This is a genomic window from Pseudomonas sp. GW-45 (assembly GCF_056896675.1).
The window spans coordinates 405,803-425,332 of sequence record NZ_CM167674.1; the positions used below are offsets into that span (position 1 = coordinate 405,803).

15 protein-coding genes are annotated in these 19,530 nt (G+C 53.7%); all 15 read right to left on the bottom strand.

The window, feature by feature from the left end; translation table 11 throughout:
• Nucleotides 1-26: 26 nt before the first annotated feature.
• The 15 genes from AC1XYH_RS01830 to AC1XYH_RS01900 all read right to left on the bottom strand — a co-directional run bounded on the left by AC1XYH_RS01830 (nt 27) and on the right by AC1XYH_RS01900 (nt 19,400).
• Nucleotides 27-2,057 (bottom strand): acyltransferase family protein, encoded by a 2,031-nt coding sequence (locus tag AC1XYH_RS01830; RefSeq protein WP_483324967.1) that lies wholly within the window; start codon nt 2,055-2,057, stop codon nt 27-29.
• Nucleotides 2,058-2,209: 152 nt separating this feature from the next.
• Nucleotides 2,210-3,043 (bottom strand): UTP--glucose-1-phosphate uridylyltransferase GalU, encoded by an 834-nt coding sequence (galU, locus tag AC1XYH_RS01835; RefSeq protein WP_483324968.1) that lies wholly within the window; start codon nt 3,041-3,043, stop codon nt 2,210-2,212.
• A gap of 32 nt (nt 3,044-3,075) precedes the next feature.
• Complete coding sequence (galE, locus tag AC1XYH_RS01840) at nt 3,076-4,098, bottom strand: UDP-glucose 4-epimerase GalE (RefSeq protein WP_483324969.1); 1,023 nt, start codon at nt 4,096-4,098, stop codon at nt 3,076-3,078.
• 75 nt (nt 4,099-4,173) lie between these two features.
• Nucleotides 4,174-5,193: an NAD-dependent epimerase/dehydratase family protein gene (locus tag AC1XYH_RS01845; protein WP_483324970.1), complete on the bottom strand. Its 1,020-nt coding sequence runs from the start codon at nt 5,191-5,193 to the stop codon at nt 4,174-4,176.
• Between the two features lie 38 nt (nt 5,194-5,231).
• Nucleotides 5,232-6,641 carry a mannose-1-phosphate guanylyltransferase/mannose-6-phosphate isomerase gene (locus tag AC1XYH_RS01850; protein ID WP_483324971.1) on the bottom strand — a complete coding sequence of 470 codons (1,410 nt, stop codon included), beginning with the start codon at nt 6,639-6,641 and terminating at the stop codon, nt 5,232-5,234.
• A 14-nt stretch (nt 6,642-6,655) separates the two neighbouring features.
• Nucleotides 6,656-7,807 (bottom strand): glycosyltransferase, encoded by a 1,152-nt coding sequence (locus AC1XYH_RS01855; RefSeq protein WP_483324972.1) that lies wholly within the window; start codon nt 7,805-7,807, stop codon nt 6,656-6,658.
• A complete protein-coding gene (locus AC1XYH_RS01860; protein ID WP_483324973.1) occupies nt 7,804-8,868 on the bottom strand; it encodes a glycosyltransferase family 4 protein in 1,065 nt (354 codons plus the stop codon). The genes AC1XYH_RS01855 and AC1XYH_RS01860 overlap by 4 nt, the downstream gene beginning before the upstream one ends.
• A gap of 75 nt (nt 8,869-8,943) precedes the next feature.
• The gene (locus tag AC1XYH_RS01865; RefSeq protein WP_483324974.1) at nt 8,944-9,861 is read right to left on the bottom strand and encodes a glycosyltransferase family 2 protein; all 918 of its coding nucleotides are present in this window, start codon (nt 9,859-9,861) and stop codon (nt 8,944-8,946) included.
• A 12-nt stretch (nt 9,862-9,873) separates the two neighbouring features.
• On the bottom strand, nt 9,874-11,151 hold the full coding sequence (locus tag AC1XYH_RS01870) for an oligosaccharide flippase family protein (RefSeq protein WP_483324975.1): 1,278 nt from the start codon (nt 11,149-11,151) through the stop codon (nt 9,874-9,876).
• Nucleotides 11,148-12,611: a hypothetical protein gene (locus AC1XYH_RS01875; protein ID WP_483324976.1), complete on the bottom strand. Its 1,464-nt coding sequence runs from the start codon at nt 12,609-12,611 to the stop codon at nt 11,148-11,150. Before AC1XYH_RS01875 ends, AC1XYH_RS01870 begins: the two co-directional genes overlap by 4 nt.
• Nucleotides 12,612-12,669: 58 nt before the next feature.
• Nucleotides 12,670-14,061: an undecaprenyl-phosphate glucose phosphotransferase gene (locus AC1XYH_RS01880; protein WP_483324977.1), complete on the bottom strand. Its 1,392-nt coding sequence runs from the start codon at nt 14,059-14,061 to the stop codon at nt 12,670-12,672.
• Nucleotides 14,062-14,430: 369 nt separating this feature from the next.
• Nucleotides 14,431-15,270, bottom strand: a complete 840-nt coding sequence (locus tag AC1XYH_RS01885) for a tyrosine-protein phosphatase (protein ID WP_483324978.1) — start codon at nt 15,268-15,270, stop codon at nt 14,431-14,433.
• Nucleotides 15,271-15,446: 176 nt separating this feature from the next.
• The gene (locus tag AC1XYH_RS01890; protein WP_483324979.1) at nt 15,447-17,684 is read right to left on the bottom strand and encodes a GumC family protein; all 2,238 of its coding nucleotides are present in this window, start codon (nt 17,682-17,684) and stop codon (nt 15,447-15,449) included.
• A complete protein-coding gene (locus AC1XYH_RS01895) occupies nt 17,684-18,214 on the bottom strand; it encodes a polysaccharide biosynthesis/export family protein (RefSeq protein ID WP_483324980.1) in 531 nt (176 codons plus the stop codon). The genes AC1XYH_RS01890 and AC1XYH_RS01895 overlap by 1 nt, the downstream gene beginning before the upstream one ends.
• 25 nt (nt 18,215-18,239) lie before the next feature.
• Entirely contained in the window at nt 18,240-19,400 is a 1,161-nt protein-coding gene (locus tag AC1XYH_RS01900; RefSeq protein ID WP_483324981.1) for an outer membrane beta-barrel protein, read from the bottom strand.
• Nucleotides 19,401-19,530 lie beyond the last annotated feature (130 nt).

The following is a 19,530-nucleotide window of genomic DNA, read 5'->3' on the forward strand; positions in this document are numbered from 1 at the left end:
GTGGGAGCGCCAGAAGTAATCAGAATCTACTGACTGTCGGTGACAGCCTTGGCGCGCTGGGCCAGCGTTGAACTACCGTTAAACATTTGGCGAAACAAAGGGACCAGCAAACTACCACCGCGCTCACTGAGGTGGTCGTCATCGAAGTAAATCGGATGGCCATTTGTGTCACCGTTGCAGCGGCCGTCCTGGCATAGGTAAGGCAATGGGTCGAGAATTGTTACCCCGCAGCGTAGCGCTGCCAGGTCTTGGGTTTCCCATATAAATTTATTGCGTGCCTGATATTCCTGCATGGTGATCGATACGCGTACCTGCTTGCCTTGCATCAGCGCTCTGCCCATGGTTTTCGGTACGTTGAATTTCAGCTCTGGTATCGGCCGCAACATGTAAACCGGGTGGTGCTGGGCAAACGCGCAGGCCGTATCGATGATGCCCTTGCGTGTAGCCTGAAAAAAGGCGTCGTTTCGCGCTGGATAGGGCGTATCGAAATACAGATAGGGCACCGGTACTTCACGGCTGCGGTCAGGCTCATTAGGCCCCAGTGCATAGTAAGAGGTGCGGTTTATGATGATCAGGGGCGCATTATTCAGTGCGGGGTCCGATAGCTCGGCTTTATTACTGACAAACTCGCCGCAGCTGAAGTCCGGCTTGTTCACTGCCTTAACGTTGGCAATGGTTGGGCAGTTGCTTTTGGTCCAGTCCAGAACATGCAGCTGCGGGTCTGGCAGCGCGCGCTCAACGGCCCCGACTAGTGCTGCCGCATGGCTGTCGCCCATGACGATGACGCCAAGCTTGTCGCCGCCATAGGTACATTCCGGGGCCGTGACTGAAAACTCATTGCTCAGGCACTCGGATTCACGGGGATTGGTGTTATTGGCCTCGGCAAATATCGCATCAATCTGTGGCGGCAAACGCTCAAGTACACCTTGCTGCTGGTGGATAATCAGCGCCGGAACGCTGACCAGCGCAATCACTCCGAGTAGCGCCAGCGCTCCGTGCCACTGCGGCAGGTGGGTAAGTGTGGTGCGAGCTGGCTTCTCTACCCACTGGTACGAGAACCAACCCAGTAACAGAGTTAATACCAAACCAATCAACACTGCGCCTAGTTGGTCCAGTAGCTGTAAATAAACCAGCACGACTACAATCGGCCAGTGCCACAGGTACAGCGAATACGAGCAATCGCCTACCCATTGCGCAATACGGCTACCACTCCAGAGTGAGCCTTGGCGAGCGGCGAACAGAATTAGCATCGTGGCGATGACCGGCACAGTGGCTCGCCAGCCTGGCCACTCGCTATTGGTATCAAATAGCGTAATGGCGCCAATCAATATGACGAAACCAACGGCCTCTAACAGGCGCCGTATGGGCACATTCAGTATCAGTGAGTTACCCAGCAGAAATACCAGCCCTCCGGCGAGCATTTGCCATGAGCGTGTCGGCAACAGATAGAACGCGGCTGAGGGACGAATCGGCGTTGCTACGATGCACAGCAACAGTGACAGGACCAAGGCGGCAGCAATGGCGACAATTTGCGCACCACGTCCCGGGCGAATCTTCCACACTGCCAGTAATGCCAATGGCAGTATCAGGTAGAACTGCCATTCCACCGACAATGACCAAGTATGCAATAGCAGCTTGTCATGGGAGTTGATATCAAAATAGCCGGCTTCCTGCCAGAAGGTAATGTTGGAGACAAACAACAACGCACTGGCGACATGCATACCGAGCGTTTTGTATTCCACGGCCGGTAAATACCACCAGCCTACCAGTAACAAGATCGCGCATAAAGCCAGCAGTGCGGGGATGATGCGTCTCGCCCGTGACAGGTAAAAGCCGATTATCGAAAACGGCGAGCTAGTGCCGGCAACTGCGTTATTCTCCAGGCCGTTGACGATTATCTTGGTCATCAGAAAGCCGGAGATGACGAAAAATACGTCAACGCCGACGAAGCCACCGGAAAAGGTCGTAATGCCGAAATGGTACAGAATCACCGAGACCACGGCCCAGGCTCGCAAGCCGTTGATGTCGGTTCTGAACGTTTTACTTGCTGTGGTCATTTTCTAGCCTGTAGGGATACTGCTTGTCTTCAGATAGTGGCGTGTCGTGATTCCACTGACGGCGGATGAGATGCCGGTCTTATTTTCAATGTGCAAGGCAGCAGAAGGGGTATGCCCGCCAGGGTAACGGGCACCTTTGATGCCCTGGGCGTTTACTGGCCTTTCAGGTACAGCTCCTGGAAACAGAAATTGGTGGCCTCTACGTAACCTTCTGCACTGCCACAATCGAAGCGTTGACCCTGGAACTTGTAGGCCAGCACGCCGCCGTTCTTGGCCTGCTTAAGCAGCGCATCGGTGATTTGGATTTCACCGTTCTTACCAGGCTCGGTATCGGCAATCAGGCCGAAAATATCTGGTGTGAGAATGTAGCGGCCAATGATTGCCATGTTTGACGGGGCGTCTTCGGGCTGTGGTTTTTCCACCATGCTGTGTACACGGTAAAGGCCAGCGCGCATCAGCTCACCGTCTATTACGCCGTACTTGTGGGTCTGGTCCGCAGGAACTTCCTGAATCGCCACAATGGAACAGCCGAACTCGTTGTACAGCTTGATCATCTGCGTCAGCACGCCGTCGCCGCCAATGTTCAGACACAGATCATCTGCCAGTACCACGGCGAACGCTTCATCACCGATCAGCGGCGCGCCGCAGAGAATCGCGTGGCCGAGGCCATTCATGGCAACCTGGCGGGTGTAGGAGAACGTACAACCCTCAATCAGCGAACGGATGCCAGTGAGATAACTTTCTTTGTCGGTACCACGGATTTGGTGTTCCAGCTCGTAGTTGATATCGAAGTGGTCTTCCAGTGCTCGTTTTCCTCGGCCCGTGACAATTGAGATGTGATTGAGCCCAGCGTCTCGTGCCTCTTCAACGCCATATTGAATCAGCGGCTTGTTGACGATGGGCAGCATTTCCTTGGGCATAGACTTGGTTGCTGGCAGAAAGCGTGTGCCGTAACCGGCGGCTGGGAATAGGCATTTGCGGATCATGTAATCTCCTTGACCATGACGATAAAAATCCGTTAGTTCGCGTATCCTTGCGGGTTACCTGATTGCCAGCGCCAGGTGTCGCTCATCATTTCAGACAAGCCACGTTCGGCCTTCCAGCCCAATTCACGTGCTGCCTTGCTGGGGTCTGCCCAGCACTCGGCAATATCCCCTGGGCGGCGCTCAATCAGTTTGTATGGTATTGGCTGACCGCTGGCTTGCTCGAAGGCACGGATCATTTCCAGCACGCTGTAGCCTGCGCCAGTGCCTAGATTCCAGACATTAATCCCGCTGTTCTCGCTCATTGTTTGTAAGGCCTTCAGATGACCTGAGGCGAGATCGACCACATGGATGTAATCGCGCACGCCAGTGCCATCCGGGGTCGGGTAGTCGGCACCAAACACCGACAGCTTTTTGAGTTTGCCGATCGCTACCTGGCTGACATAGGGCAACAAATTGTTGGGGATGCCATTGGGGTCTTCGCCGATCAAGCCACTGGTGTGCGCACCAACCGGGTTGAAATAACGCAGCAAGGCAATGCTCCAGCGTGGATCGGATCTAGCCAGGTCTTTCAGCAGCTCTTCGACCATCAATTTGGAGCGACCATAAGGGTTGGTCGGCACCCCGGTAGGGAAGGCTTCGCTGATAGGCATTTGCGTTGGCTCGCCATACACAGTGGCAGACGAGCTGAACACCAAGCGGAAGATGCCAACGCGAGCCATTGCCTGACACAGAGTGACGCTGCCAGCGACGTTGTTTTCGTAATAGTCCAATGGCAAGCGCACGCTTTCACCCACGGCCTTAAGCCCGGCAAAGTGCAGCACGGCAGTGATTTTGTGTGAGCTGAAGAGGTTGTTTAGCAACGACTGATCACGAATGTCGCCTTCGATAAAAGCCGGTGCTTTACCGCAGATGCGCTGCACACGCTCGAGCGATTGTGCGGAGCTGTTGCAGAGGTTATCCAGCACCAGCACGTCATAACCTGCTTCCAGCAAGGCAAGTGTGGTGTGCGAACCAATGTAGCCGGCACCACCGGTTACCAGAATTTTTTCATTCATAAGAAGGCCAGCCAAGGGATGGGTAATCAAGGTTATCGGTCGGATGTTGAAGCGTGCAGCGAGTTGTGCGCTTGCTTAGCGCCACTCCTCCGGGCAACTGGTTTTCCAGTCTGCCAGCGCCGACGCCAGGCTGTACTGATACGCGTAGCCGTTCTCCACGAGGAAGTTAGGCAGGATGTTGTTGGAGCGCACCAGTTTGCGAATACGCACCGGGCTGAACGGATGCTTGATCCCAAGGGGGCGAGCTATCAAGTCGATGCTATAGGCGGCCGACAGCATTAACGGGTAAGGCACAGCCGGCACTTTGCGCTTGATTACCGCCACGTCGCACACCGCCTCGACGTATTCCTGAATCGACGGGCCGGGGTTCATGGTCATGTTGAACAGGGAGAAGTGCAGCGCTTGCTCCTTCTGCCGCTGCAGTACCCAAAGCATGGCTGCGCAAAGTTCCTTCACATAGGTGCCAGCTTTGCGTGTGTCACGGTTACCCATATAGAAGAAGTAGCGCTTGATCACTGCTTTAACGAGCCGCGATACGTTGCCGCCTTCACCGGCACCAAACACCACGCCAGGGCGAACGATCACCAAGTGACGCTGCTGTTTGTCGGCAGCCAACCAGCCCTGGTGGATTTTCTCAGCGGCTAGTTTCGACCCACCATAAGCCGTTGCCGGTACGGGCAGGGTGCGCTCGTCCTTTTGCTGCTCGCTGGGGCCGTAGGGCGAAATCGAACTGGTGAAAATCAAGTCAGTACAGGCGACACGCTCAGCCCAGGCGCAGACGTTCTCTGCGCCCAGCAAGTTGGTTTCGTAGTACTCGAAATCTTCATGCCCCGGTTCGCGGTGCACGGCGGCGAAGTTGGCGATTAGGTCGACTTTTTCTTCTGGTACCCAGTCGATGACTTTGCGCACATCGCCATTGACTTCAACTACCTCACTGGCTTCGCGCACCAGCTTGGCACGGTAAGGGAAGGGCTTGTTGGCTACCTGCTCCTTGTCAAACAAGTAGACCTTGTCGTAACCACCTTGGGCGAGGATTTGCCTGGCGAAGAACACGCCAATAAAACCCGAACCTCCAAAAATAACGGCGCAGTTCATGGGTAACTCCCTCTAATGAAAGTCAGCGATACGGAGAGTCAGGCTCGGCCGTATTTATCTTCAAAGCGTACAATGTCGTCTTCACCCAGGTAGGGGCCAGACTGCACTTCAATCAGCTCCAGCGGAATCACGCCTGGATTTTCCAACGCATGGACCTGGCCGATCGGGATATAGGTGGATTGGTTTTCCGTGACCAGAAAGGTGGTGTCGCCATTGGTGACCTTGGCGGTACCGCTGACTACGACCCAGTGTTCGGCGCGGTGGTGGTGCATTTGCACCGAGAGCTTGGCGCCGGGTTTCACGGTGATGTGTTTAACCTGATAACGGTGGCCGTCATCAATGGAGTCATAGACGCCCCATGGGCGATACACCTCGCGGTGATTGATATGTTCGCCACGGCCTTGCAGTTTGAGTTGCTCGACGATTTTCTTCACATCTTGCACGTGGTCCTTGTGCGCAACCATCACCGCATCTTTGGTTTCTACCACCACCAGGTCTTTGACGCCCACTAGCGTTACCAGGCGGCTGGCGGCATGAATATAGTTGTTGCTGCTGTCGAGCTGGAGCACGTCGCCTTTGAGAACATTGCCGTTTTCGTCCTTCTCGCTGACATCCCATAATGCTGACCAGGAGCCAATGTCGCTCCAGCCGGCATCCAGCGGTACTACCACGGCGTCCTCGGCTTTTTCCATAACGGCGTAATCAATGGAGTCATCCGGGCAGAGCTCGAAAGCGGCTTTGTCCACGCGAGTGAAGTGCATGTCTTGTTGGCTGCCGGCGAGGGCCAAACGGCAGGCGGCAATGATCTCCGGCCGGAAGCGTTCTAGCTCTTGCAGGTAACGGCTGGCATGGAACATGAACATGCCGCTGTTCCAAAAAAAGTCACCGCTGGCCAAGTAATCGGTGGCAGTCGGCAGGTCAGGCTTTTCGACAAACTGGCGGACAGCATAACCACCCGTACCCTCGGCTATACCTTTTTCGATATAGCCGTAACCGGTTTCCGGGTGTGTCGGCACAATGCCGAAAGTAACCAGCTTGCCGCTGCTGGCCAACGGTAGGGCCGTGTGAATGGCGGCGTGAAAGGCAGATACATCCTCTATCAAATGATCGGCGGCGAGTATCAGCAGAATAGGATCCTGGCCGTCATGGGTAGCCTGCAGCGCGGCCAGAGCAATAGCTGGCGCGGTATTGCGACCCACCGGCTCGAGCAGGATGTTGGACTTTTCCATATCCAACTGGCGCAACTGTTCGGCGGCGAGAAAGCGGTGCTGTTCATTGCAGATTAACAGTGGCGTGGCAATGTCCAACCCCTGTAAACGCTGGATAGTGGCCTGCAGCATCGAAACCCTGGCGTCACCCAGAGGTAGAAACTGCTTCGGGTTAAGTTGGCGCGACAGTGGCCACAGGCGAGAACCGTTACCGCCCGCCATGATGATTGGAAGAAGCATGGGACTCACCTTTTCTAAACGAGGGTAGGTTGGGCTGCAGCGACAAGTTGTCGATGCGTGGTTGACGGTAAATCGCCTAAGGCTTGATCAACAAAGGCCTGGATCTGTTGCTTAAACACGCTCTTGTCGAAGGTGGCTGCGTGTTCATGCATGAGCTCGGGGTTGAAGTCGAACGCGCCGTTTTCCATCAACTCCACAGCCTGGGTCAGGGACTCGATGGTTTGCTCGTGAAAGTGGATACCGGTTTTGCCGTGGATTACGGTCTCCAACGCGCCGCCTTTGCCATAGGCTATGACCGGTGCCCCTGCGGCCATGGCTTCTACCGGCACGATGCCGAAGTCTTCCATGCCTGGGAATATCAGGCCGCGGCAGCGTTGCAGCAGATCTTTGATTACCGAAAACGGCTGACGCCCCATCAGTTCAATATTCGGCGAGGCGATGGACTTCAAGCGCTCAAATAGCTCACCTTCACCGACAACAACCAGTGGCAGGCCAAGCTTATTGAAAGCCTCCACGGCTAGATCCGCGCGCTTATAGGCGACCAGTTGCCCAAGGCACAGATAGAAGTCACCACGCTGCTGTTCATGACTGAACTCAGTGGTATTCACCGGTGGGAAAATCACCTCGGCCTCACGTCGATAGAACTTGCGAATGCGTGCGGCAACAAAGCCCGAGTTAGCGATGAAATAATCAACTCGGTCCGCCGACAAGCGATCCCATACGCGCAGCCAATGCGCGACTATCGGGAACAGCTTGCGAATAAGCCGGCCGCTGCCCGCCATGTACTCGTGGTACATGTCCCAGACATATCGCATGGGCGAGTGGCAGTAGCATATGTGCACCGCGTCCGGGCGCGTGATCACGCCCTTGGCTGGTCCTGATTCGCTGCTCAGTATCAGGTCATAGACGCTGAGGTCCAGCTGCTCCAAGGCCAGGGGCATAAAGGGTAGATATTTCTGGTAGTGCTTCTTGGCACCTGGCAAACGCGAGATGAAGGTGTTGTTGATTTGCCCCGTGAAGGTTTCTGGCAGGGCTTGGCGCACCACCTCTTCATTGCACACATGAATAAAGATATCGGCGTGCGGGAACAGTTCGACCAGCGCTGCACAGACGGCTTCACCGCCGCGATTGCTGAGCCACCAATAATGGATGATTGCAACTTTCATTGAAGCTCCCGTATGACTTGAACAAGGCGTTTGGCAGAGGTTTCCCAGCTGTAGCGGGTGATGTTGGCATAGCCCTTTTGTTTCAAACTTTCGGCTAATTCCGGGTGGGTGATTAGCTGTTGGATTTTTGCGGCGATGTCTTGTGCATCATGCGGCGAACAATAGAGTGCGGAGTCGCCACAGACCTCAGGCAGGCTCGCGGTGTTGGCAACAATCACTGGACAGCCGCATGCCTGGGCTTCTAGCGGTGGGATGCCAAAGCCTTCGTAAAATGAAGGGAAGATAAAAGCTTCGGCTGCGCTGTAGAGGCCGACCAATTGTTCATCACTGACTCGGCCAAGTAGCTTGATGCGGCTATCGGCTTCAATTTTTTTCACCAGCCCAGGATCAGCAAAATTCTTGTTCAGTGAACCGACAATGTAGAGCTGGTGTGTGTCTTGTTTGAGCAGGGTGAAAGCATCAATCAAGCCATGGAAATTCTTTTGTTGGTTGAGTGACGACACCGCTAACAAATAACGTTCGGCAGCCGGTTCTGTGCGGGTATGGAATGAACCGGAAACGGCATTAGGGATGACTACAACCTTGTCTTTCGAGGTCTTGTAAATGTCGCAAATTTCTTTTTTCGAGAACTCACTGACGGTGAGCATCTTCAGCGAGCTATTAATAATTCGTGGGGTGGCCAGTTGGTACGCCAAGCGGAATTTCCAGGAAAAATTGTCCGGAAAGCGCTCAAAGGCCACGTCATGCAGCGTAGAAATTTTATTGACGTAAAGCAGTGGGGCGGTGTTGGCAAGATTGATCAGCAATGGTGAGCCGTTTTTGCGCAAAAACAACGGCAGATCGATCTGCTCCCAGGCATGCCCGGTGCGACTGCCAATCAGCTCTACCCCGAGCGCCTGTGCTGCCTCATGTTGGACGATGTTGTGCGGCGCAACAAATTGTACCGAAGGCAGCAGCTGTCGCAGCTGAAGGCTGATTTCCAGCGAATATCGCTGTACACCAGTCATGGCTTGTGTGAGAAAGCGTGCGTTTATGTAGACCAAGCCAGAAATCCTTTGCATAGATAAAAGACCGATACCCGGTGCGGCGAATGCCACACCAGTAGCAGGAGAGGGATAGGGTCGGCTGACGAATGTTTAGATTTTCAGAACGTGCAGAGGGTCGAGCTTGCCGGTGAACAAGTGCGAGAAGGCCAGAAAGTTACCGCGCAGGCGGCCGGGGAAATCTTTGATGCGCACCATCAATAGCGTTTTCACCACATTGGAGACGATGTTTTTCGACATCAACAGACAAGCCTTGCTCCAGCTCATTGAACCCTTTTTCAATAGGAAAATCGGGTTGGAAATCTGCGAGTAGCCGAAGCGTACACCGCTGGTGCGACCTGAACTGACGCCCAGGTGTACACCTTTGCAGCTGGGTTCAAGAGTCAGGCTGCCAAACTTCCGAGCGCGACTGGAGTAGTCCCAGTCTTCCTGCCATCCGTACATAGGCAAATGCTCGTCAAAGCGCTCAACGCCAGCCACGGTGCCTCGATAGGACATGTTGCAGCCATACAGGCCGTCGAGGAGTTTCCTTTGTGCGGCGCTCGACCAATGCGTTTCCGGCGGTTTGCTGCCGTCGATGTATAGCGGTGCGTCAAGCTCGGCGATGCCGAACTCGGTGTTCACTCCGTCGGCAAGTACGTTACCGGTAATGCCGACCACAGTTGAATCTTGCTGTAGTGTCTTGGCGGCGTTCTCCAGCCAGTCGGGGGCTGGACGGAAGTCATCATCGAAGAAAGTGACAAACCAGTCTTGCGGCGGCAGTTCTTTAACTAAAGGCGCTAAAGCTACCAGCCCGGCATTGCGTTGCGTCGTCAGGCCTGCAGTAGAGAGCAAAACTGCGGTTTTTCCTGCGGCGAAGAGTGGGTGCTGCTCCAGCCCTTCTACATCTTTTTGTTCGCTACCGACTAGATAGATGAACGATGCGGCCAAGGTTTGTTTGGCCAAATAGTCGAGTAGAACGTAGGTTTCCTTGGCGCGTCCTTTGGTGGCAATAATGACGAATGCCTTCATGTTACAAGCCCCTCATTTCGAAAGTCCCTTGGATTCAAACGTAAATAGCCGGCGCAGGATCCCCATTTTCCAGCACGCGTAACTGAGGCTGACAAACACTAAAATTTCCCCAAACAGGCGGGCCACCGCCATGCCAATACCGCCGTAATTCATGCCTAGGGGGACTGCGCAGACCAGGCTGACTGCAGCGCTGCATAAGACGATTTTGGCCAGTAGGCCTTCTTTATGCAGCGGGATCAGCACATAGCTGCTCAAAATCAGAGTGATGGCGCTAATGGGGAATATGAAAGCGAGGCACTGCAAAATGGCTACGCTCGACTCAAAGCCGGGGCCGAAAATCAGCGGCACAATCCAGTCTCCCAGCAGCAAACTGCACGCCAACCCCAATATGCCGATCCCGGTGAGCAGCACTAGTGCCTTGCGGATCAGAGCATATGCAGCCGCTTCGTCGCGGACAAAAAAAGCGGTTATGCGCGGTACAAAAATCTGCCCGGCCGGTGCCATCACACTTAAGCCAACCGCTACCAGACGTTCAGCTGCACCAAAGGCACCGACCTCTGCCGGCGTGGACAAAATACTAAGCAGGTAGGTGGACGAAGCCACCAATAGTGCCGAACTGCCGGTATACAGAAAAATGGTGCTGGATGAGCGAACCAAGGCCATACCAGCCTTGATATCCAGGGACGTGGCGCTAATTTCCCGGCGTGCAGTCCAATGTGCAGCGCAGAGAGCAATCACCGCCGAGCAGAGCAGAGATAGCAGCACCAGATCGTCATCTTCGGGGCCACGCACCAACGCAAAAATGAGGCCCAGACTGATGGCAAAACCCAACACTTCCAGTTTCACCGCAATACGTGGACGGCCACTGCCAATGAAATACCATCCAATGTTAAATGCCGAAACAATACCCAGCGTGACCGCCAGGATGCCAGTCAATGGATGCGCTGCGAGCACCGGCGACAACGCAATAGCGGCTGCGCCACCAACAATGGCAAGCATCCCGAGCATAACGCGCGCAGTTAGTTGGTCACTGAACAGGCGCACATAGCGTTGCGGTTCAGCAGTAGCAATGTCGCGCATGCCAGCGGTGGCAAAACCCCATTCGACGAAACGCCAGACTATGGTCATCAACGACATGGCGGCCAGCACCACGCCATACCCTTCAACCCCCAGCACCCGACCAAAGAATGGAATCAGCAGCAGCAGGTAGAGATAACGAAAGGCGTACGCGGTATAGACGAAGTAAAAGTCAGCGCGAGACTGGTTGTGGATATTGTTGGCGCTCGTCATCTTGGTAAATCACTCGGCGCATGCTTCGATTGCAAAGTACCCACATTGAATGAGTGGGCAGACTGACTGATTTTGTTGTTGGTAGTCAGTATGACTGCCAGCGCAATACCGTATAAAAATGAGTTATAGCTACCAAAATCGGGTGTGGTACTGATCAATAGGCCGACGGCGAACGGCGGGATGTAGGCGTAGCGTGCGCCGCTCATCATGGCATTGCTGATTTCGTTGCTTCTTGTATTCAGCCTGCGCATTAGAGTTTGGAAGGCAAATGACAAATACAGAAAGCCGCCCAGCAGCCCGGTATTGCTCAGAATAGCTGCTAGGGAGTTAGACGTACGGGTGCCACCGAGACCCACGCCGAGGCCCCAGGTGTCTATCAACGCTTGCCAGCCCACAGCAGTCCACATGTTGCGCTCCTCGAAGGAGCTGGACTGGGATTTGTTCACCACCATTTCGTTGAAGTTGTTGATGATCGGATCAAGCATGCTTGGGGCAAACAAAATCACCAGGCCAATACCGATCAAAGCTGTCCAAGCAGTCCAGAACTCCGCGCCAAGACCTTTGCGGCCGAAGCTGGAGATGCGCGGCGAAGCTTTGCGCTGTGACCATTCGATGACCGCCAGCAGAAAAAACACGATCAAACCAACGTAGGATGCCGATGAGGTAGATAGCCAGATAAACAGTATCAGCAAAAAGATAAGCGCTGGTACCACGCGTTCTCGCAGCCAGCGATCAGTCATCGCGTGGCGGAAGAAGTACAGCAGGCTTAAAAACATCAGGCAGCGAATACCGTATACCGAGGCTTCTGGCATCAGGCCTACCACGCGCTTGCCTCCAGCTACTTGAACTTCCGTTAGAAGGTTGTATGTGGCGGTACGAAAAGGGTCGAGTAACGGATTAAGTGGTATGTACTGATTCAGGTAATCAAGCAGACCGGTGAGCACTGCCATTGCGCCGCCTAAGCACATGGCGGCTAATGCGTGCTGACGAGTGTTTTCGTCGCGCAGTATGCGAGTAAAGGCAAATACGGCGAACACGGAGATGCTCAAGTAGGCCAGTTGTGAAAAATTTTGCGAAGTTGGCCATAGCAGCTCACCTTCGGTGTAAAGCTGCAAGTGCACAGGGATGATGGTGACGTCGCCGCCAAACAACCGTGGCATAAAAACAGTGGTATAAATCGCCACCAACCAAAATATAAATAGCCACAGTAATCGTTTTGGTGACAGAGCTAAGGTGGCAAAAAATTGTAAACCGCCGGGTGCTGCGATAGTGCGCAAAATCAGCAGTAGCAAAATCATGGGTGTTGGCGTCAGGGTCAAACCGCCGGTGAGCTGTGACGGGATAACCGCAAACGCGCCGAACGGCATCGACGCGAAAAACAGGTACAACAGAACATGAATTCTGCCGAACAAGCCCCAGAAGGCGAGCCCCCAGAATATAAGGATAGGAATGGCAGTCATGGTTCGCGTGGCATGCCCTGAAAAATGGTTGAGTCCCAGGCCATGAGGCCCAGGGTAATCAGTAGATGTTTTTCGACAGTAGTGTGAATGGCGTTTTGATCAGGATTTTTATGTCCAACCACAAAGACCACTGGTTGATGTAGTTGAGGTCCTGATTGACCCGTTGCTGCATCTTGTCGATTGTTTCTGTTTCGCCACGGTGGCCGGTGATTTGCGCCAGACCGGTGATGCCCGGTTTGATCCGATGCCGCGCCATGTACGCGCGGATCTTGTCGGTGTAATAGATGTTGTGGGTAATTGCATGTGGTCGTGGTCCGACCAGCGCCATCTCACCAAAGAGCACGTTGAACAGCTGCGGCAACTCATCTAGCGAGGTGCGTCTAATAAACGCGCCCACCGGTGTAATACGGTCGTCTCCGCGCGTTGCTTGTTTTACTACATGGTCGTCGTGCATACGCATGGAGCGGAATTTCCACACCTTGATTACTTCACTATTCCAGCCATGGCGCTCCTGTTTGAACAAAATCGGCCCTGGCGAGGAGCGGCGCACAGCAATGGCAATGCCGGCCATAACGGGACTGAGAATGATGATCGCCAGCAGCGCCAGGGTGCGCTCCATAGCTTCTTTTGCGAACAGCGCCGCCGGATGAGAGCTGATCGGGCTTTCATTCAGGTAGATGGCGGGCATGTGTTCGATCTCGGAGATTGACTGATTGAGCAACAACATACTGCCGAAGTCAGGAATCCATACCACGTCGACGCTCATGTCCAGCAGATCAATGTAGATGCTTTCGATGTGTGCTACTTCGCCCAATGGTACGGCGATGTACACGCGGCGCACATGTTCTCGCACGATGATGTCACGCAGGTTTTCCAGATTGCCAAGCACCGGCAGTGCGCACTCGTCGCTTGGGTCGCTTTTATCTGTGCTAATCATGCCAGCGAGTGGCACCCGGTTCGGGTGGCTGAGTTTATATGCTAGATCTTTGGCCAGAGCTCCGGTACCAACAATCACGGAAAGTCGTTCTTTACGTAGCTTGCGTGAGTGCAGGCGGGTAATCATGCGCAGTGGTAAGTAGCTCAGCACCTGCACAACAAAGCCAAGAATGGCCCAAGGGAGCACAACTTCGCGCGAATAGATGCCAATGTTTTTGGTGGCGAAAGCAATGGTTAGCAGTGCACCTAACAACAAGCCCCAGCCAGCGGCCAAGCGTCCCAGCCCAGAGAGCAGGCGATGACGTTTGTGATAGACCTGAAGCGCCGCATAGCAAGGCACCGAACCGAGTAAGGTAAGAACGCCAAGCAGTCTGTATTCGCTTGGGATTATGCCGTAACGGTGGATCACAATGGCAGTAAGGATCAGGTTGACAAGAAACATGGCAGTCGCCCACTGGCCCCAAAACGTCAGGCCACGGCGATTTGCCAAAATACTGCTGTGTTGGGAAGTCATTAAGGGTCACCTGCACGCATACAACGTTTGCGGACTCTGTCGAGGTCTTAGCCGGCACTCTCACAGAGCATTCTTTCCAGTCCTGTGGACTGGGCCATGGCAAGCAGGCGAATTGCGTTAGCATCGCTGCTACCTAGGGTTTTACGCATTCAAAAGAGGGCAGAGAGGCGTTGCTTAAAAGACAGATTTGATCAGGCACGTATGCCGTTATTGGCTAGCTCAAACTGTACTCGCGGGTGATAACGTCCGAGTTGCTTGGCTTGCTCGAATGCGTAGGCGAACTCGGTGTTGACTTCCCCTAAGGTATATTTGCTATGGGCGCAAACGCGCTCACGTATTCGGCCATGTTGGTTGAGGTAGGTGGCGCTGTTAATTGGATAAAACACGTGACGTAGTTTGCGCCTGTGTGTCCGCACTGGATGTATCCACACCGGGTGTATCCACACTGACGGGGCTAATAGCGGTAACGGTATTCATGTGCGTTGTTGGGAAATGCCCATGCGCCATGCGCCAAGGGTTATCCTGTACCAGCTTGCGAGCTGCCGCTTCACCAATCAGACGAGTAGCCTGTTCTAGGCCAGGAAGTAGATTTGGTGGGCGGTTTTTCATGTTGTGGGCATCACTGGCAAGTATGGTTATGTGGTTGCTCAGTAATAGAGATTCGGCCAACTTCTGTGCGGTTGGCCCAAATTGCCCGACCAGCGAGCCAGCGGTCACTTGTAGCAAACAGCCCTGTTCAAGAAATGGCGTAATGCGTTTGTAGTTAGCCATCACACCCTTGTTACGTTCTGGATGGGCAATCAATGGCTGGATGTTGTTTTTCAGCATCCAGCTAGTGAGCTTTTCAGCCTGCGCTGGAATTGCGCTGTGAGGAAACTCCAGTAATAGCACTTGGCGACCATTCCATTCGCCAACAAAGGGCAGTTCGTTGCGTTTTGCCAGCGTCACCAGGTCCGAATCAAACCGTGCTTCCGCGGCCGCGCTCACTTGTAAGGGAATTTTGGCCTGGGCCAGGGCAGCGGAAAATTCGCGTACGGCCAGGGCAATACGGGCTGCCGTGTTGTTATAACGCCCAGGGTGCAGGTGCGGCGTGCAAAGCATATGTGTGGTGCCGCAGGCCACGGCGTGCGCCGCAAGTTCAAGTGCCTCGGCCATGTTTTGTGCGCCGTCATCAATGCCCGGCAGCAGGTGTGAGTGGATGTCGATCATGGGCATGTCGTCCGGATGCACGTGCAGCCGACGCAAGCAATGCGTAAAGCATTGCCGCAGACAGCAAAATTATTGGGCTGGGTTTCTTAGCTTGTTCTGGCTCGAGAGCAAGTAACGTGAAGTTGTAACTTAATGAAAGCGCGCCTGTTTAAGTGGTCGCTTTCAGCTTTCTGCAGTTAGGTCTGTGGTTGCGACTGGTTGCCGTAATTGTCGTAGTAGTTGGCGTAGTTGTGTCCATAGCGCTTGGTTTTGCTCGCATCGACTTGGTTTAGTACGACGCCGGTTACCGGGGCATTGTTTTGCAGCAATTGGCCAACACCTTTTTGCACCAAGGGTATCGACGTGCTTTCTGCTCGGATCACGTATATCAATGCATTGGAAATGGTCGCGAGTAACATCGAGTCGCTCACGGCTTGAGTGGGCGGTGAGTCGATAATGATGCGTTGATATCTGGTTTTCAGACCCTCAAGAAGTTTTGTCAGTCGTGATGACGAGAGCAACTCCTGTGGGTTCGGTGGCACCATTCCGGCTGGGATCATGTCGACATTGCCGACAGTGCGAATACATTCCTCAAGCTTGGCGGTGCCAGCAATCAGATTGGCCAAGCCAGGCGCGCCGACTGGGAAGTCAAAATTGCGTGCCATGGTGGGCCGGCGCAGATCGGCATCTATCAGCAGTACTTTTTCAATGTGTGCGAGGGAGAACGCCAGGTTGCTGGCAATTGAGCTTTTGCCTTCACCTGGCACTGATGAAGTAACCAATATAATTCGCCGTGGTGAGTCCAAGTCAGACAATACCAGGCTGGTGCGCAGGGTGCGGATTGACTCACAGAAACGCTTGTCCTTGTTCTCTTGAAATAGACTGGCAACCTGGTGGCGATTCTTTTTCAGCACCATCGGCACCACACCCAGTACCGGCAAGTTGAGTTTACTTTCCACGTCGTCAGTGCCTTTGAAGGTATTGTTCATTCCTTCAAACAGCAGCGTGAGACCAATACCAATAAAGCCCGCCAGTACCGCAGCCATAGCAACGATCAGCGATTTACGCGGTTTGCTCGGTGCGCTTGGGGTTATCGCCATATCGACGATGCGGGCGTTCGCCGAGTTGATATCGGAAGTGGCGGCGGTTTCTTTCAAGCGCGTCAGAAAGGTTTCATAAAGAACCCGGTTGCTATCCACTTCGCGCTGTAGCTCACGCAGTTTGAACTCCTTGCGTGAAATGTCTTGGATTTGCGCTTTGTTATTGTTGAAAGACTTGCTTAGTGAATTCTCGTTGGCCTGCGCCAGTTGATAGTTGCGCTGGAGTCCGGCCACCACCAACTGCACTTGTGCCTGCAGGCTTGCTGTTGCAGCGGCCAGTTCAGTGCGAGCAGCAATCATGCTTGGGTACTTATCACCATAACGGCTGGATAGCTCGTCTACCTTTGCCTGCGACCTGGCGACCTCAGCTTTGAACTGTTGAATCAGTGGGTGGCCTAGAACGGCCGGCACACTGGCCAGTCGGTCTAGGTCTCCAGAGCTAAAGGATTGCACCTGGCGATATTGACTTTCGGCTTCAGCTCGAGCGCGACGGGCATCAATCATTCGATTGCCGGTCATCGACAGCTCATTGGCACTGATGGTGGTAACGCCGTCGACGTCCACAAGGCCTTGGGCCTCGCGATAGCCCTGCAGGGTGTTCTCAGCGTTGCGCAGCTTTTCTTGTAGTTCAGCCAGGCGAGAGTCCATCCAGATGGTGGTCGAGAGTGACATGTTTAAGCTGGCATCCAACTGGCTCTCGATAAAGCCTTCAGCCAAGGCGTTGGCGATCTTTGCAGACAATTCGGCGTTGGGCATTTCGATGCTGATGGCCATCAATTGGCTTTTGCCGACAAATCCGACGTTAATCAAATTCATGAGCTTTTGCGTAGCGTAGTTAGTCAGCTCTTCTTCGCTTGGACCACTGTTGTCTTCCTCCGGGAGCAGGCCAGGGACCAGGTCGGAAACGCCCATATTGCGCAATATGTTTTTTGGGTCGATCAGTGGTTTGGAGTACTGGCGTGGATCAAAAAACGGGTCTTCGATAAGACCAAGGGAACGAACCACACGTTCAGACAGCGCTCGCGATTGCAGCAAACCAAGTTGGGTTTGCAGGTATTCGCTGGTGGTGTTGGCTGGATCATAAATTTGCTGGAACGACAGCACTTGAGGGTTCTTTTCCTCAATCAGCAGGGTAGCGCTGGAACGATACTGCGGCACTAAATTGAGCGCAGCAACGATAGCCAACACGGTTACTACAACCACCAATGCGGCGATGTTCCACTTGGCAGCCCAAAGCACATTGCCTAGTTTTCGGAGGTCGATGGCGTCGTCCTCTTCACTGCTATGGTGAAGAGGAATGAAACGTTCACTGGTAGCGCGCGGAGTGTTATCCATCAGAAGAAACCCTGCTCGATGTTGATGGAGTCGCCTGGATGAATGGCGGTTTCGAGTTCAGCTTTCTGGGCGTTGCGGGTGGTTCCGTTGCCACGCATGATGGTTACTCGGTTGGTTGAGGCTCGCTCGGTCAAGCCGCCAGCCAGAGCAATCGCACGCTCCAGTGTGAGGCCAGGTTGGTAAGGGTAACCGCCAGGTTTTTTTACTTCGCCGATGATGTAGAACTCGCGGTAAGTGACCACGCTTACTGTTACGCGCGGGTCAATCAAGTAACCATCTTTAAGCTTGCTGGCGATTACATCTTCGATCTGACTGGGCGTTTTGCCCCGCGCGCGCACCTGACCAATGAATGGGTAGGAGAACGTGCCCGCGTCATTCAGGCGGATCTCATCAAAGCTCAAATCTGCTTCGCCAAATACGGTGATTCGCACCACGTCGCCAGAGGCAAGTTGGTACTGACCATCTCCTTCCGCGCCAACCAGTTGGCAAAACACCAAGGTTACAAGCGCTAAAACGGTTCTATAAATCATAGGGCGGGGCTCAAGTTGTTTTTGCTCAGAGACTGCCTGTTAGGCTGATCAAGTAGATGTTGCGTTTGTAGCCTTCGTTGTCTGCATCGGAATTATTGTCGATAAAGGTGTAGCCAACGCCGATGTCCAACCAGCTGCGCATTTTGTAAGTCAGGTTCGCTCCTATGTTAGTGATGTCGTCTTGGCGGTCCTGGCCTTCGTAATCCTGCTGCGAATAGCCGAAAAATACCCTTGAGGTAATGCGGTTGGTCCAGCCATGGCTCCAGGCCACGGTAGAGCTGGTGTTCTTGATGGCGTTGGAGCCGTCGTCACCTTCATCGAACGATTGTCGTGTAGACAGGCTGAATTTAGAGTAGGTACGGGGTTCCCAGTCGATGCCGATTTCCCACATGGGGCTTTCTAGATCATCAACGTCATTGCGCTGAAAATCTTTGATCTCGTAACCAACACGTAATTTACCGGTGGTTTTTTCGGTGGTTTCCCAGACTGCGCCGGCTAACAGAGCTTCTTCCGTGCTGTTGCGTCGGCTATTGGCCAACAGATAGTCATAATCGGTGTGACGCGCCTCTATCAGAGCAGTAGTGGAGCCACCCAGACGATGAAACAAGACTGCGTTAACGCTGGTTGTGTCACGCTCCTCATCGGCATTGATGTTGCCGCTATTGTCGTAGCGTAATTCTGAGTATCTGGCACCCAGATCGATACGGTTACTGGCCCTCTCGGTGCCGTAGCTATACAAACCGCTAATCGATTTGACGTGGTATTTGTCGTTCTCTGTCTCCACAGCAGTGTCAGCAGTGTCTTCCATTTTGCGGTATTCACCGGTCAGCTTGAGGCGCTGGCGGGCGGTGAACTCCATGACGCCATCGAGCTTAACTATATGGTCGGTGTTACTGGCGTCAGAATCGTCGTGGTAGATCTGGCTATTGCCTTTATAAATTAAGCGATAGGCGCTGTTGCGATCTTCGGCAACCAACGCCAGTTCAGGCGCGATTGTGGTAATCCAGGACGACTCTTCGTGTTTGTTTAGCTGGCGGAAGTTGTCGTCATAGGATTCGCTTACCTTCAGTGTAGGGACGAGTTGCATTCCAGCAACATATACACTTTGCGGGTCGAGAGCCCATGCATAAACAGGCAGTAGCGTAGGCGCAATAAGCACTATGGCGAGTGAGCTGGCTGATTTCATCCACGTATCCTTGCGTTTTGCATCTTTCCAAGTCTCAGGTCTAATCCGTTGTTTCAGCTCGGGCTTACGGTGCTGCTTTCGTTGTTATTCACAGCGTTTATTTCGTTACCGCAGGTAAGGAAGAACAAGG

Coding starts and splice junctions, on each gene's coding strand:
- AC1XYH_RS01830 (WP_483324967.1), bottom strand. CDS start 2,057: ATGACCACAGCAAGTAAAACGTTCAGAACCGACATCAACGGCTTGCGA.
- AC1XYH_RS01890 (WP_483324979.1), bottom strand. CDS start 17,684: ATGGATAACACTCCGCGCGCTACCAGTGAACGTTTCATTCCTCTTCAC.
- AC1XYH_RS01895 (WP_483324980.1), bottom strand. CDS start 18,214: ATGATTTATAGAACCGTTTTAGCGCTTGTAACCTTGGTGTTTTGCCAA.
- AC1XYH_RS01855 (WP_483324972.1), bottom strand. CDS start 7,807: ATGAAAGTTGCAATCATCCATTATTGGTGGCTCAGCAATCGCGGCGGT.
- galE (WP_483324969.1), bottom strand. CDS start 4,098: ATGAATGAAAAAATTCTGGTAACCGGTGGTGCCGGCTACATTGGTTCG.
- AC1XYH_RS01900 (WP_483324981.1), bottom strand. CDS start 19,400: ATGAAATCAGCCAGCTCACTCGCCATAGTGCTTATTGCGCCTACGCTA.
- AC1XYH_RS01880 (WP_483324977.1), bottom strand. CDS start 14,061: ATGACTTCCCAACACAGCAGTATTTTGGCAAATCGCCGTGGCCTGACG.
- AC1XYH_RS01875 (WP_483324976.1), bottom strand. CDS start 12,611: ATGACTGCCATTCCTATCCTTATATTCTGGGGGCTCGCCTTCTGGGGC.
- AC1XYH_RS01870 (WP_483324975.1), bottom strand. CDS start 11,151: ATGACGAGCGCCAACAATATCCACAACCAGTCTCGCGCTGACTTTTAC.
- AC1XYH_RS01860 (WP_483324973.1), bottom strand. CDS start 8,868: ATGCAAAGGATTTCTGGCTTGGTCTACATAAACGCACGCTTTCTCACA.
- galU (WP_483324968.1), bottom strand. CDS start 3,043: ATGATCCGCAAATGCCTATTCCCAGCCGCCGGTTACGGCACACGCTTT.
- AC1XYH_RS01845 (WP_483324970.1), bottom strand. CDS start 5,193: ATGAACTGCGCCGTTATTTTTGGAGGTTCGGGTTTTATTGGCGTGTTC.
- AC1XYH_RS01865 (WP_483324974.1), bottom strand. CDS start 9,861: ATGAAGGCATTCGTCATTATTGCCACCAAAGGACGCGCCAAGGAAACC.
- AC1XYH_RS01850 (WP_483324971.1), bottom strand. CDS start 6,641: ATGCTTCTTCCAATCATCATGGCGGGCGGTAACGGTTCTCGCCTGTGG.
- AC1XYH_RS01885 (WP_483324978.1), bottom strand. CDS start 15,270: ATGATCGACATCCACTCACACCTGCTGCCGGGCATTGATGACGGCGCA.